This window comes from Planctomicrobium aquicomposti, from assembly GCF_051466325.1.
Taxonomy (GTDB): domain Bacteria; phylum Planctomycetota; class Planctomycetia; order Planctomycetales; family Planctomycetaceae; genus Planctomicrobium.
In genome coordinates, this window is sequence record NZ_CP195792.1 from 3,704,554 (window position 1) to 3,719,405 (window position 14,852).

Annotated in this window: 11 protein-coding genes and 1 pseudogene; 4 read left to right on the forward strand and 8 right to left on the reverse strand. The window is 55.5% G+C overall.

Annotated features, from left to right (window positions below; translation table 11 throughout):
* Positions 1 to 49: 49 nt before the first annotated feature.
* From SH664x_RS14285 to SH664x_RS14310, 6 genes are all read right to left on the reverse strand, one after another.
* Positions 50 to 550: a hypothetical protein gene (locus tag SH664x_RS14285; protein WP_437201988.1), complete on the reverse strand. Its 501-nt coding sequence runs from the start codon at positions 548 to 550 to the stop codon at positions 50 to 52.
* A gap of 356 nt (positions 551 to 906) precedes the next feature.
* Positions 907 to 1,512, reverse strand: coding sequence for a hypothetical protein (locus SH664x_RS14290; RefSeq protein WP_437201991.1), 606 nt, complete (start codon positions 1,510 to 1,512; stop codon positions 907 to 909).
* Positions 1,513 to 1,542: 30 nt separating this feature from the next.
* Positions 1,543 to 1,887, reverse strand: coding sequence for a hypothetical protein (locus SH664x_RS14295; RefSeq protein WP_437201992.1), 345 nt, complete (start codon positions 1,885 to 1,887; stop codon positions 1,543 to 1,545).
* Between the two features lie 227 nt (positions 1,888 to 2,114).
* Positions 2,115 to 4,574, reverse strand: a complete 2,460-nt coding sequence (locus SH664x_RS14300; RefSeq protein WP_437201995.1) for a hypothetical protein — start codon at positions 4,572 to 4,574, stop codon at positions 2,115 to 2,117.
* 193 nt (positions 4,575 to 4,767) lie between these two features.
* Positions 4,768 to 4,977, reverse strand: a complete 210-nt coding sequence (locus tag SH664x_RS14305; protein WP_437201996.1) for a helix-turn-helix transcriptional regulator — start codon at positions 4,975 to 4,977, stop codon at positions 4,768 to 4,770.
* Between the two features lie 647 nt (positions 4,978 to 5,624).
* On the reverse strand, positions 5,625 to 6,917 hold the full coding sequence (locus SH664x_RS14310; protein WP_437201997.1) for a tyrosine-type recombinase/integrase: 1,293 nt from the start codon (positions 6,915 to 6,917) through the stop codon (positions 5,625 to 5,627).
* Positions 6,918 to 7,421: 504 nt separating this feature from the next.
* Here SH664x_RS14310 and SH664x_RS14315 point away from each other — a divergent pair.
* Together SH664x_RS14315 and SH664x_RS14320 are read left to right on the forward strand one after the other, a co-directional pair.
* Entirely contained in the window at positions 7,422 to 8,393 is a 972-nt protein-coding gene (locus SH664x_RS14315; RefSeq protein ID WP_437201999.1) for a site-specific integrase, read from the forward strand.
* A 1,359-nt stretch (positions 8,394 to 9,752) separates the two neighbouring features.
* A complete protein-coding gene (locus tag SH664x_RS14320) occupies positions 9,753 to 10,049 on the forward strand; it encodes a DUF1580 domain-containing protein (RefSeq protein WP_437202001.1) in 297 nt (98 codons plus the stop codon).
* A gap of 47 nt (positions 10,050 to 10,096) precedes the next feature.
* Here SH664x_RS14320 and SH664x_RS14325 read toward each other — a convergent pair whose 3' ends face one another.
* Positions 10,097 to 10,270, reverse strand: a complete 174-nt coding sequence (locus tag SH664x_RS14325; RefSeq protein WP_437202003.1) for a hypothetical protein — start codon at positions 10,268 to 10,270, stop codon at positions 10,097 to 10,099.
* Positions 10,271 to 10,602: 332 nt separating this feature from the next.
* On the opposite strand from SH664x_RS14325, the gene SH664x_RS14330 reads away from it, so the two are divergent.
* Together SH664x_RS14330 and SH664x_RS14335 are read left to right on the forward strand one after the other, a co-directional pair.
* On the forward strand, positions 10,603 to 12,717 hold the full coding sequence (locus SH664x_RS14330; protein ID WP_437202004.1) for a phage/plasmid primase, P4 family: 2,115 nt from the start codon (positions 10,603 to 10,605) through the stop codon (positions 12,715 to 12,717).
* A 479-nt stretch (positions 12,718 to 13,196) separates the two neighbouring features.
* A complete protein-coding gene (locus SH664x_RS14335) occupies positions 13,197 to 13,700 on the forward strand; it encodes a hypothetical protein (RefSeq protein WP_437202006.1) in 504 nt (167 codons plus the stop codon).
* 41 nt (positions 13,701 to 13,741) lie between these two features.
* On the opposite strand, the pseudogene SH664x_RS14340 reads toward SH664x_RS14335, so the two are convergent.
* Positions 13,742 to 14,549, reverse strand: a pseudogene (locus SH664x_RS14340) (IS5 family transposase).
* Between the last annotated feature and the right edge of the window lie 303 nt (positions 14,550 to 14,852).

The following is a 14,852-nucleotide window of genomic DNA, read 5'->3' on the forward strand; positions in this document are numbered from 1 at the left end:
CATCGCGGACCGGGGAATCACTCTTCGATCCGGCCCCCTGGGTTGCCGCTTACAGCCTCTGCTTCAGTTGGCCGAGTCGGTCCTGAAGCGGTCGGATTTCCAGTCCGACCCGAGTCGATTGACGACCGACTTCCGGGTCGGCTGTTTGTGCGAGCCCGCGGTAAGCGTCCTGGATCTTGGCCATTCTCGCATTGAGTTTCAGGATCTCGCTGTCGATCTGGGCTAGCTCCGCCTCGTGGTCACGGCGAGCCTGCCGCATTTTTTCCTCAGCGGCGGTTCGTCGCTGTGAGAATTTCTGGATCGCCGCCTCAACAGCCGGCTTCTCTGCGATCGTGGCGGACCACTCACGACGACGGAGCAGGCGATCGACGTCGGATTCCAGTTGCTCCAGAGATCGCCCGGCATCCCCGATCGCCGGCAGAATCTCGTCCTCACGAACTTTTTTGCCATCGGCGATCGCAAGAACGAGCTGCTGATAAACTTCTTCCGCGTCGGCTTGCTCGGACGCCCGACGCTTCCTCAGCTTGACGAAAAAATCATTCAGTGACATATTCGGAATCCATGTGAGAACCAACGAAAATCTCTATCTCCTCTATTCGCTGATTCACCGCGAGAATTGCAGTCATTCTCGGGAAGCCTCCGAAGCACAGTCGATCAATCGAATCGTCTGTTCGTGAGGCTGGACGGTTGAAAACAATAGACCGCACCTCAGGCAACGCCGACGCCGACGAGTACAGCCGACGTGAATTCTGCGGAATGAAACCCTTGACTCTGTCGATCCACAATGCGGGCACTTGATCTGGTGCAGAGATTGCGACGTGGCGCGGCTCATTGGTCCCCCCTCGGCTTCAGTTGGATACGCGGCTACTGGCGGCGACGTGACGTTGTGACCCTGGTCCGCCGTGACTACCGCTCCTCGGTCCCAGATGCGTTGCCAGCAAGCTCCTGCCTCATCTCGCGGACGGAATCGAGCACGTCCTCCAGCACCTCACGTGATGACTGGCGGGATGAGACAGCCACCCGCTTCAGAGCCTCCTCGGCAAGGGTCCGCTCTCGCCATTGAATGATGGGCTTGAGGCGGTATTTCCCAAGGTGATCCTTTGCGATCGGACAGCCCCGGCGCCGCCACTCATATACGGTGACTCGACTTTTCCCGAAGATGGCGGCGATCTCACCGACGCTCCCTACGGCGAGCTGGTCGAGTGCTGATTTCAGTGATTTTGATTTTCCCATCGTTTGCCTCGCGATCTGCTGTTGTAAACCACCCACATTTTCAAAAATTCTTCCGGGAAAATGTCTGCGGTCCGGAATACACCCCAGCCATTTTTCGCCCCGGAAGGACCCATCGATCACCGAGACGACGCCCGATGCGACGCCCGAGACGACGCCCATATGGCAGGCCGCCATATGAGCCTCATATGCTGTGCCGCCATATGAGCCCGGTATAGGAGCCCGCCATATGAGGCTCATATGCGGGCCTGTGGTAAAGCGTGCCAGTCGACCGAAATACAATCGGAATTCTTGAGGAATTCCGGCAGCTGGCTACTCACCAGTCGACTCGCCGATCAGTCCCGTGGCATCGGTGAACAGGTAGCGTGACCTCAGGATGTCGAGCCACTTGACGACCTCCCAGAGTTTTCGCCAGCGTCCCAGCTTGCTGCGGGAATAATCGTAGGACGCTTCGCTCATGACCCGGTTGCACACGCCCTGATGCACGAGGAACGCCAATCGCAAGTATGCCACTCCACCGAACGGCTCGATAACCTTGCCACACACAGCACATAGCCGTTCATCGAATGCTCTCCGGTGCCGCACCGCCCGTGATGGGATGCGACGGACGATGGTCCCGTCGTCGCCTCCCCCGGATTTCTCAATTAAACTCGTCATTGATTTTTCCTCCGTTGTTCACTCTTAGCCTATCCTTGATCTCTTGCCGGAGGGCCGTGGTGACACCGGTGACTTCTGGTGACACGTTTTCAGCCCGTCGCCCTACACATCTCAATGCACGCCATTTTTAATTCGTATGTGTATGTTTCTAGATTTCTCGTTTCTCACCCGCGAAGGGGGGAGGCAGTGTCACTTAGAGACACCAGTGTCACCGGATTCGTCTGTTGCTACCCCTGAATGACGATCCATCTTCTCTCTCTTGCGTGACCTTCCCGATAATCGAGTCTCCTGCCGCTCACCGTCCTGCCACGAAATTGGCGAAGACGGTTGCCGATTTTGTGCGCGTCGCGTCGCGTGACCTCGCCCAGCCCGCACAATTCGGCGATCGCGGAGTGAACAGTTCGCGTTTCGATCGCCTCCTGGCCGACGAGCATCTCCGCTGCGCTCACCGGCATATCTCCATCAATGAGGTCCCGTCGCCGTGCCCGGCTGTCGAGAAGTCCCGCCAGCTCAGACGACGTGACACCATGGCCATGTGGATCGATTTCGTGCCAGCTCTCCAGCAAAGTCCTCAGGGCCACTGCGTCACGGTCTGAAGATTCCACAAGTTCGCTGCGAGACTCACCCGGGTCAGGAAAGCCGACCCACACGAGACAATCCCTGATCAGGTCCGACCAGCCTTCGAAGCTGCCCCATGACTTCAGCTGCTGGCTTGGTCGTCCCGCCACGAAATAAGCCCGCAGCATCGTCAGCCCAGCCGCCACAAGCTTCGATCTGTTGTTCCGCACATGCGCCAGCAGGTTGGGGTGCCGGAAATCGTCGCGTTCTTCCGGGTTCTCGAGCGGAGATTCCAAGCGGACGTGAACAACCCGGCGGGACAGGTCCCCGCGGAGTGCCATGTTGTTCCCGGTCGCAAACCAGACGGCCTTCAGTGGCATCTCAACCACTTCGGAAACGCCAAGCCGACGATCCTTCCATGTCGTGGAGGTCATCGCGGCATCGATCGATGGTCCCCCTAGTGCCCCTGCCACATTGTCGACCAAGATGATCGGGTCGCCGTTCAAGGCGATTGCCGTGACGCGTTTCCTGAATTCGTCGTCGTCTGTCGGAGCCGTCATCCGGGGCATTTTTCGTCCCGTAACGACAATGGAGACGATGTCGGTCAACATCGACTTGCCGGAGCCACGGGTGTTTGCGTCAATGACAAACATCGGAGCGGGTCCTTCAAAAGCCCGTCGTCCGAGAATTGTCAGCAAGCCTGCTACCCAGGCCGATCGGTGTGCAGGAGTCCCGAACGGAAAATCCTCGACAATCTCAATGAGATCGGTTCCCGCTTGCTCAACCTCGTCCCGTGTTGGTTCGGGGGGGATGGCAGGAAATTCCCCGGACGGCTCGAAAATCAAGCCAGTCGATTCATCCCAGCCAGGCGAGTCCAGAATCGTCCCGTCGCTGCGGAGTGTGGGAATCTCAGTGATCCCGCTGAGATGTCGCACTGGCGGCCAGAAGCCGCGGGAATAGACGGAATTCACCGCCCAACCCGGGGGAGAACATTGGTATTCGACGACCTCCTCCCCGGTGTCCTTTTGCTTGAAGTAATAGGCACTGCTGGCGAGCAATTCTCGCAGATAGCCTGATTGGATGTCGCGAATCCTGGGCGTTCCCATGGCCCTGCTGATGCCGTCCTCGTCAGCGTCCACGATTTCCCGAACAATGTGCGTCAGCCGACCTGCCCGCTTGAAAGGTATGGGGCTTGCAGCCAGTGCTGCGATCGACTGCTCGATGACGATATGTTCGTCGGCCGTCACCTCGACAGGAATGCGCGGATCGTCTGGCGGCTTTCCGCAAGTGTTCTTCGTTCCGGCAGCAGATGCCCACTCATTAGCGGGAACGGCCTTCTCCAGTAGTTCGAGGAATTGTTCCGCGGTCCCACCTGCTGCCAGCCAGTCGAGTACGTCGCCCGCTTCAGGAAGCCCGGGGAGTTCAAGGATTCGGACTGACTTCGCGTGCGACTTCAGCTTCTCCGCCACGTCCTTGGCATGGTTGCGGCCAGGCTTGTCAGCATCCGGGAGAATAACCACGTCGCGGCCGGTGAATGTCGGACCGAACTCCGCTTTCCAGCCCCCAGCGCCGCCGACATTGCAGGTCGCAGTGAATCCCAGCTCTGCCAGCCGGTCAGCCTTCCGCTCGCCCTCGGCGATCAGGATGGGGCCAGCTGAAAAAATCAGATCGAAGAGCCGATACGGAACTTGGCGAACTCCTTTCGTCCCGCGACGCCATTCTGAACCGTCCCATCGCTCTTGGAAAAACTTCTTCTGTGGCTTGCACTTCCTGGTGTTGATTTCGCCCGACTCTGTTCGAACGGACCGGTACAGCGGGGCTCCCAGTTCGTCGGTGTACACCCATTGGCCGGTAATCCGCGGCACGGGCCGCGATGGTTTCCCGATCGATAGTCGGGACGCACTAATGCCGAATGCATAGCAGGCCTTCTTGGTATCGCAGCCCGCCCGACAATGCAGCAGGATTTTGCCGTCAGCCTCCGCCAGGGTGATAAGCAAGGACGGGTCGCTATCGTCATGGACAGGGCAGAAGCCGACCATGTCGTGGCCGATCTGCCGTGCCTGACACTTTTCGCACAGGTCCCGATAGGTGCCGCGCAGTTTTTCGATCGCGTCTGGAGAGTGCGTCATGTTCGCACCTCCAACGTGACACCGGTCCGCCGACCGCAGCAGCGGCGACGACGTTTGCAGATGATCATGAGAGGTCCATTCTCGCAATTAGCGAATGGACACGCGGTCTGCGATCCGATAAAATCAGACAACGCCCCTCAGCGTGTCAGATTTTCGGGAATCCCGACCGGACGTCCATCCGAGTCGGGATTTTCTATTTCAGGGGTGCGTCATTGCATTCGACGGTGCGAGACGCGAGCCATCCATCAATGTGGCTCTTTAAATAAAGAACCTTCGCCCCGATCTTGATGAATTGCGGGCCACGGCTTTGACATCTCCAAGTCCGCAGGGTGCCGGGCGAAACTCCGATGTACTCAGCAGCTTGCAGGGTGTCCAACTTGATAGAGGCAAGAATCGCTGGCATTTTTAGTTACTCCACGTGACGTGAATTTATTTGCGTCTACAGGGAATAATCGAAATGTGCACAGTGACATTCAATCCTCTTTCGGGGTGATTCTAAACACTCTGGGAAAGCCTGCGACTTGAAAAAGAAATCTTCGATTCAACTTCGACTCGCCTTCGACTTGCGTGCCTTCTTCAAAGGGTATTTCTTGTCGTCGCGATACTCGCTAGCCCGACTTTGCACCTCATCAAGTCGTAGGCGGACCTCCCTTTCCGTTCCGTCTGGATGAACCTCCAGTCGCCCCTGCAGCCGCCATGTCCGAAATGTCTCAGTAGAAACCCCGAAGATTCCGCACCATTCAGCGGGAGACCTTGCGCGTGTCCATCCCGACTGAGTTCTCTGGGAGATCTCCCGTACAAACGCAACAACCCTTCCACCAATTATTAGTGATTCACTGACGGTCTCACTTGGAGAGCTATATTCCTTTTCAAAGTGCAAGATTGGCTGCTCTACGATAAACCCCAGGTACACAAAATGTCGGTAAGTCATGGCCCTGAGTGCATTGCAGCTGTCGCATATTTTGTAGAAGTCATGTAGCTGAATTTCTCCAGTTTTGCTGCCAGCAAGATAGTCGTGGAGTTTCAATGCGACATCCGTCTCCGGCCCATTCAATCTTGGTGTCTCCATTGCTGGGTCAACTTTCTATTTTCGTCGGGTTCACCTTCTAATGCCGTCCTCGACTTGCTCGCATCAATCATCGCCGCCACTGCTGCCTCAACGCTCTGGCGAACGGGATCGAGATTCAACCTTGCGTATATCGCCGTTGCGGACTGGCTCTTGTGACCGAGGGACTTGCCAATGACAGAAAGTGACGCCCCGGCTGCCGCTTGCCAGCTTCCCAAAGACCTTCGCAGGTCATGCAGTCGCAAATCTTCCAGTCCGGCCCTCTTGCAGATCCGCCACCATGCCACGTGGGGATAGCTGAGATGCGGATATTTCCCTGTCGCCGTCCGTGATGGAAACACGTAGGCTCGACGTTCTAGGGACAGCTTTTCCGTCTCCGCCGCAATCTTTTGCCGATGCGTGAGAATCTCCAGGGCAGGGGGTGCCAGCGCGATCCGCACTGTGTCACCGTTTTTGGTCTCAGGGATCGTCCAGATGGCTTCCTTCAGGTCGATCTGGTCCCATCGCATTGTCAGCAGGTTCCAGCGGCGGGCGCCCGTGAAGATGGCCAGCCGAACGTAATCGGCAATGTCCGGTGAGGCGTCGGCGTCGATAGCCTCAAACAGCTTCGGGACTTCATCAGGCTGCAGGAATCGTTCACGGGCCTTGAGCTTGAATTTCCGGATCTTGCTGGCGGGGTTGTCGCCGCTCCAGACTTCAAGGCGGGAGGCAACATTGAAGACATTGCAAAACATCTGAATCAGTCGGTTCGCCGCAGTCTGACCGTGGCCCGTCCCGATCTTCTGGTGAAGAGCTTGCACGTCGGACCGCTTCACGGATGACAGCCGTCGTGATCCCCAGCCGGTCAGATACCGATCGTAAAGTCGCTGCTCCTCACGCCACGACTTCACATGTGGCCGACTGTGAGCCGCCATGTACCAATCGAAAAGTTCCCCAACGGTCCACTCTTGACGCCGCTCACGCTTCTCAGCATGCGGATTTCTGCCTTCAGACACCGCTGCAGAAGCCCGGACGCATAGATTGCGGGCTTGTTCAATCGTGATCTCGGGGAAGGTCCCAAAGCGAATGCGAACGGTTCTACCGTCAATTTTGCGGACCGAATAGAACGTTCGCTTTCCCGTGGCCGTGACGCACACCGCCAGTGTCGGAGTCCTGTCGTCGTACCAATAGTCCCTGCCACTCTTGGGCGGTTTGAGTGTCTGAATGGACTGTTTGGTGAGGCGGATTTTCTTGGGGCCACTTCGATTCGAGGCCACATTAGGTTTTGGCTCGCCCATTCTTCAGCCGTCCTGTTCGTCGCCCGGTGCAACCGTGGTGCAACCACCTGTGTACACTATCGGAAACTTCGATTAACACTGATGAACAGGATAACAGACGGTAAACAACACGCCAGTCAACATTTATCAACAGCCATCAACACCCGCTGTACACTATTTAAACTCCTTTTGGTCCTGTTCGTCGAGGTTCGAATCCTCGCCGGGTAACTTCTTTCTGTGTCGCGAGTTGCGGCAACCCATCGAGTGGTGCATGCGGTTCTACTACCACATTTCTACCATTTTTCATCGGTGGTGCAGCGTGAAACCCCCCAGTTTCACACCCTGAGATCAGGAGCTGCACCCATGCCCCGGCGACCGCGAAAACCCTCGTATTCCCTTCACAAATCTACTGGGCAGGCTCGGGTTCGGATCGGATCAACCGATTACTGCCTCGGGAAATAAGGATCCCCAGAATCGTACGAGCGGTACGAGCAATTACTTGGAGAGATCTTCCTGAACCAAGGCATGCACCCATCAAAACTGAACGTGGGTGTACTTACCCTCGCGTTCATCAAGCATGCGGACAGTTACTATCGCGTGAACGGTGAGCCGACAGGGGAGGCCAACAACTTTCGCGAAGCGGTTCGCCAGCTGAATGCCCTTTTCCGCGCAGTTCCTGTACGTGAGTTCGGACCAAAAAAACTCCAGCATGTCCGAAACAGAATGATCGAAGCAGGCAAAGTGCGGACCAGCATCAATCGTAGCATCGCACGGATCAAGCACGTCTTCAAATGGGGGGTTGCCCAGGAGCTCGTCCCCTCACAGATTTACACCGCATTGGCGGCCGTTCCAGGACTACGCAGGGATCGTTCAGCTGCGGTGGAAGCAGCCCCAGTCCTCCCCGTTCCGGAATCTGATATCGAGGCCGTTAGGCCCCGTTTAACTGCACCGGTCCGAGCAATGGTGGACCTGCAGTTGTTGACCGGAATGCGACCCGTTGAAGTTCGAACCATGCGATGTGGTGACATTGACCGCTCAGGAACGATCTGGACCTACACACCCCGATCCCACAAGACGCAGCACCACGGACGGCAGCGGAAAATCTTTCTGGGACCCAAAGCCCAAATGGTTGTGCGGCCGTTCTTGACGGACTCTCCAGAACTGTTCGTGTTTCGCCCCGAGGCTGGAAGAGCAGAATTCGTCGAGAAAGCCTACCGCCCGGGAGCCAGCGTGTCGGTTAGAAATTCCGAGGGAAGCAACTCTCCCTATTCGCGCCTGGGTTACGATGCCAGCATTCGCCGGGCCTGCAAACTGGTAGTAGTCACTCCATGGTCACCTGGTCGACTACGTCATAACGCCGCCACCCTGATCAGGAACGAGTTCGGCGACATCGATGCCGCCCGAGTCGTCTTGGGACACTCGTCTCCGACAATTACGCAAATTAATGCGGAGAAAGATTTTGAAGCAGCTCGAGGAATAGCCGCCAGGATTGGCTGACAGGGAAGGGATCAGGTCTCCATCAGAGGCGGTTTAGATGTATTCCAATACAAGCGGTAGACAAACATCGGGCAAATCCGGAGAACGGCTAGTGACTTGGCATGGACTCGGCATATTCCCCGACTGCTGGTACGACTTAACGGCGTTTTGTGAGATACTGCGAATTGGCCAGAAAAGGCGATATCTTCTCCTGGGTAAGCTTCGAAACTGCCCTCGCGCGCTCCTCAATGGGCACAGCATGATTGCAGAAGGGCGTGTGTTACTCGATCTGTTAAAGATCCTTAGCCAGCGACCAGACATAGAGAGACACCCTGGCAGTGACAACCGCTAAACTGGCTTTTTGGGTGAATTTGTGAGAGTCGAACAGCGGGGCAGGGATAATTCTCCAACACCTTGTCCAGCGCAATGCAGGTGCTCGTTCCTCGATCCCCATTTACGGATAAGCAGACCCTGAGCGCGGGAGCCTGATTGACTACCCACAAAATTTCTCAAATCATTCTGGCTAAACCTATTCTATCTTGAGATGCCTCCAGGCGATCAAAGAGTTCGCGATGTGGTGACATGCTGGGTGCACGTCTTCTAGTACTACAGTTTGACTTCCACGAAAACGCCGAAGAATACCGCCTTGGTTGGAACATAACGGCTTGATGGAATTCAAAGAAAACCCTCGCTGACGCGTCGGGCTCTGAGGAATTCCAACTGTAGTACTAGGCCGTCCCATCTGAGTGCGATGTCGGCGGAATTACTTCTGTCAACGGGTGGTTCTCTCAATGGGCCAACGTGTGAACCCCAAAGGTAACTGCTGCAGAGTTCGGCGATTGGGAACCGATTGGGAACCAAAGCTTCAGTGTCATCCAGTCTCAACAGCATGTGTCCCGTACGGCAATCGTGCCCGACGTGAGCAGCGACACTCCAAGCACCGTCCAGCAAACGTCTTCGTCTTCCCCCGTCGTTTGAATACTTCAGGACCACCGGCGGCACCAGTCACTTCGGATTATGGTCGTTGGCATCGGCCAGGATGCTTGCACGCGAAATTCCATTGCGAATCGCCGTCAAGTGAACTTTACTGCCACACTGGCCCCGCCTGCGGATGAGAAAACGGGCCCGCAATCAGAAGCATTTGTGCGCCAGAGAGAAAAGGGCTGGGGCCGTCCTGCCACAGCCCCTTTCATACCAGCGCACATCACTACACATCACCAAAGAAAAGCGACTGCATGTCCTGTCTGAGATAATGAGGTCGTTGCCAAGCGTTGATTATCACAAAACTTCGCCACCCCCTTAAAATAAGATCTTGCAAGTGTTTTCGGCGATCCTATTCTACGGCAGTTCATCGCTTCCGAACTGCATTAAGGAATATCAATGGTTATCGCTCATGACACTCTCCCAGAAATCCTTTCCGGACAGCTTGAACCCATCAGGGTGACTGCTAAACGGCGTACAGGAAAACACCCAAGTCCTCCAACGGAGTGGCGATGGGTCAGGATTGGAGTAGCTGGTGGCAACAAACTGCCGGCTGCCTTAGTCGGTGGAAGATGGTGTACGACACCTGCTGCGTTCGACGCTTGGATTGCGGCGCAAACGGCTGCCGCTTTAGCTCGACAATCTGCAAGTAAAGATGCTAGCAACAGCGACTTGCGCGCCGCTGACTTGCTGTAAAAAGCCATGACCCGTAGCGATGGGGATTCGCCACGGGCCACGACAGTTCACTTTATCCGCGCTGGCACGCGCGAAATCTTCGAAAGGCATTCGCCATGATATGGTTTAGTCACCAGACGGGCAATCGTAAACATCCAGAGTTTGAAATTCCCGTCTATCTCTTCTTCAAAGATGGTCGGCGCATTCGCTGCTCTCATCTCGAGCATCTTGAAGATGTTCATCAGTACGTTGTTGTTCCCCATCCGGAATCTTATATCGAGTGGGGATCGTCCCGGCTCAGGATTAGCTGCTCGGAATTAACGATAATTTATGCCGGAATGCTGCCAGACCCCATAACGGAGAAGGGCTTGTGAAAGGCAACTGGACAGAAGTTTCAGCAGCTCTTCCTTGTGAATGCTGTAGTAAAACAGATTGGTGCAGCAGAAACGGCACTGCGATGACGTGCAGGAGATCGTCAGTTCACCCATCGCTAGGCGCTGGCGAACGTGGAACAGATTCCGCAGGCAGCGAATTCTGGCTCTTCCGACAGCCAAGCAGCCGCCTGGAACTGGCTGTGCCAACGTTATCCCCATCGCCGAACCGGGCAGATGCTGAAATACTAGGCTGCATTTACCACGAATCAATCCTGCTTCTTCGCCCGTATCGTGAACCAGCCCGCGCTGAGCTTCATCGCCGCGGACTTGGTCCGGCCGACATTGAGTTTATCTTAAACAAACTCGGGTACTCCTGGCTTCCGGTTCGCAGTCGCGCTGCAATAGCGAAGCGGCTAATTGATCAGTTCGGGGAAGCAACAATTGCTCGGGTGCCCGGCTTCCTTGTGAAACGAGCCGATTCCGCAACCTTCTGGACAATCGGCGGACGGGAAGGACTTCTGATTCCCATTCGAGACGAACAGCAGCGAATTATTGCAATGATTGTTCGCGCTTCCACGGATGCCAAAGGCCAGCGATACCGCTACTTATCCAGCAAGCGGAATGATGTGGGTGGTTCCGGACCGGGAACGCCAGTTCATGTGCCCCGCTTTACTGGTGATCGCAGTATTATTCGAGTAACGGAAGGCTGCTTGAAGACCGATGTTGCCACACATGCCAGCGGCATTCTAACCATCGGACTCCCTGGCGTCGGTTCGTGGCGAAAGGCACCCGGGATCCTGAAATCGTTGGGTGCAGAGGAGGCGATCGTCGCGTTCGATTCGGACTGGCGAACGAATGCGGCTGTTGCTAGCTCACTGAAAAGCCTTGTTCGGGATCTGCAGAATAACGGCTTTGTCGTTGCACTTGAAATGTGGGCGCCAAGCTACGGGAAAGGTATCGACGACTGCCTGAGTGGGGGATATCAACCCGAGCAAATTGACAACAATTCCATTGAACAACTTCTCACCAGTCCTATTTTCGAATCATCAGCGATCGGAGAATTCCCGATCGGAAAGAATGTTCAACCTAGTTCTATTGCTGTCGCAATACAAAAGCACGACGCAACATTCCCCGGAATACCCAGCATTACGGATCCGGAAGGCAGGACAGACTTATCCAATAGCCGTCGGTTTAAGGCACTGCACGGGGATCGAGTAAAATTCTGCCAGACCTGGAATAGATGGATCGCCTGGGACGGTTGTCGCTGGGCTCCCGATGAGTCAGGTGCTGTTTACCGTTTAGCAAAAACGGTCGCCGATTCAATTTGGTCAGAAGTTCGCAGCAAAGGAGATGATTCCGCACTTCAATTTGCAGCAAGTACTGCCAGTTGCAAACGCATCACAGCGATGTTGACGCTCGCCAAATCGGAACTACCAGTCTTAACGAGCGATCTTGACCAACATCCGTTTTTGCTGAACTGTCCGAATGGAACGATTGATTTGCGGACAGGAACACTTCATGAGCATCGTCGGGAAGATCTACTCACAAAGCTCTGTCCAACCGAATTTCATGCGGAGGCATCCTCGTTTCATTTCGATCGCTTTCGTGAAGATATCTTTGAGGGGACTGAGGACGTTGAACCGTTTCTACAGAGATTGATGGGATATTGCGCAACAGCAGATGTAAGAGAACAGATCCTGACAGTTTTTCACGGAACCGGATCCAATGGAAAAAGTACATTCCTGGAGGCCATCATTGAGACTCTGGGTCCAGATTACACGGGAGCCGCGGCTCGTGACCTCTTACTGGAGCGGAAGGGTAACAGCCATCCAACTGAGATCGCAGATTTATACCAGAAACGCCTTGTCGTCGCCCAAGAAACAGATGCTAACCGAACACTCGCAGAATCTTTGGTGAAATCCCTGACCGGGGGCGACACGATTAAAGCCCGCCGAATGCGTGAGGACTTCTGGGAGTTCAAGCCCACCCACAAGATCGTACTTTGTACTAACCACCGACCGAGGGTAAAGGGAACTGATCACGCCATCTGGCGCCGCTTGCGGTTGGTTCCTTTCAATATCGGATTTGAAGGGGAGCGAAAAGATAAAACCATTCCTGAAAAACTTCGAAAGGAGAGGCCAGGAATACTCGCGTGGATCGTTGAAGGAGCCAGACTTTGGCTTCAAGCCGGACTACAGGAGCCGGACACAGTTCGCTTAGCGACCGCTGAATACCAAAGTGATTCAGATGTTATAGGCCGCTTTATCTCAGACTGCTGCATCACGCTCCCAGGACAAAAAGTGAAATTCGCATAATTCTTTGAGCGTTTCTCAAACTGGTGTGAATCATCGGGCGATCCAGTCCCTTCCAAGCGAACCGTGACAGCCTATCTCGATGATGACAAAAGATTTAAGCGGATCATGAACAATGGGCTATGGTTCAATAATATTACGCTTCGCGATTTCCACGACGGAATGAACGGATCCATACGGAACGAAGTTTTCGTAGACGCATTGCTATGCAGGGAATGTCATTAAAGTAGGTAACGGAATGACGGGTTCAATTTTCCTGTTTGTTGAGCTGATCATAACGTGAAGCGGCTTAACCCGGAAATCCATTCCGTTGTTCCGTTGTTCCGTTAAATATGGAATTTAGATGTTGAAAATGAATATGCAGTTTGCACTGCGATTTCAACTAAACGCAATGCCATAGTGTGCTATTTGCGACGACGGGACACCAACGTCGCAATCACAATGATTCAAAAACGTCGTCAACCCTGACACACAGAAAGCACATGGCGATGACCCTCACCCCCACCGAGCGCCAGCGCCGTCGCCGCCATGCCGCCCGCCAATCAGCGAGGCGAGAGCAAATCCGGGCAATTGCGAAGGTCGCGACGGCGATTCGCGCAGAAAACACGCCCGAAGCCATCTTGCTGGCCGTCAGGCGATCGCTAAGACCAGAGGCGGGGAGCGAGGGCAATGAGGCAGAAAACGTCGCAGCGGGCCTGCCGGGCGTTGTGGCGAGCGTATCTGATTTAGCCAGTCATCCTGGGACGCCACCGGCTGTGAGACTGAGTTTTGTTGAGACGCTTTTGCATGTTGCTGCGGTCGCAGAGCTAAGGGCTGCTGGCAGGGAGGAGCCACAAGGAGTGCGGCTTGACTCTGTAACACTCCAGGAGTTGCTGTTGACGAATCGGCCGAGAATCATCGCTGAACTGCGCCGGTTGCTTTGCGAAGGGATAATTAACGCCGATGACATTGACCCGACCCCGGCCAGTCATCCGGCACAACGATAATTATAAGTAATTACCATGAAAGGCAATGTGTCTAGAGCCTGTTATGAACTTGCCTGCATGAGGAAGCGAGCGTGCTTGAGCAGGAGGGCGACCATCGCGACCCAGTGCCAGCCGGCGAGGACTTCGGCCAGGCGTTCGTAGTCTCTCGCCAGTCGCCGGGAGCGTCCCAGCCACGCGAACGTTCGTTCCACCACCCAGCGCCGGGGGAGCAGGACAAAGCCTCGTTTGGCCCTGGCATGTTTCACCACCCGCAGTTGAATCCCTTGTTCCGCCGCAGCGTCTTCTGCGGTTTCACCCGTGTCCCCTTGATCGACATACGCCACTTCCACGGTCTCTCCGGTCACCGCTTGCACTGCTTCGCGCAGCGACCTGCGCCCGCTCCTGCTCATTGGCAGGCGTGACTTTCACCGCCAGCAAATGGCCCAGCGTGTCGATGGCAATGTGAATCTTCGAGCCTTTCCGGCGCTTGTGGCCATCGTATCCTGCCCGCTTTCCGCTCTCCGGCGTCGACTGCAGCACGCGACCGTCCAGAATGATTCCGCTGGGGTCTTCCTCGCGCCCTTCGACCACGCGGGCGATCGCTCGCAGGTCATGTGCGATGTCCTCGAAGACACCGGCCTGCAGCCAGCGACGCGGCTGCTGATCAACCACCGGCCAGGGAGGAAATTCATGCGGCATGAATCTCCACTGCGCTCCCGTACTCACCAGCCAGCGCATGGCGTTGAAGACCAACCGCAGCGAATGGACTCGTTGCGGAGAGTCTTCACGTACCAATGCCAGATACGGGACGAGAAACGCCCATTCTTCGTCCGTGACATCACTCGGGTAGGCCGTCCGTGGCTTGCTCATTCACGCACACTTCCGCAACGTCAACACTTAAGTCCATAACCGACTCTAGTAGTGGCTTGCGGGGTGTCGCTACTACAACCGCTCAGCGTCATGACTTCGTCATGGTTTGCGTCACTCAGCAGACTCTTTCAGGATGTCGCGGACCGTGAAGTGACTGAATTCGGGTGTCACCGTCGTTATCACGCGGCCTCAAGATCGGACGAATTCACCAGCCTGGGAACCGAGCCTCGAGCCTACCCGAAGTCCCAGATCAGCGGCCAACTCTTCGGCAGTTTCGTGAATTGCCGTCTGGTATCTCGCACC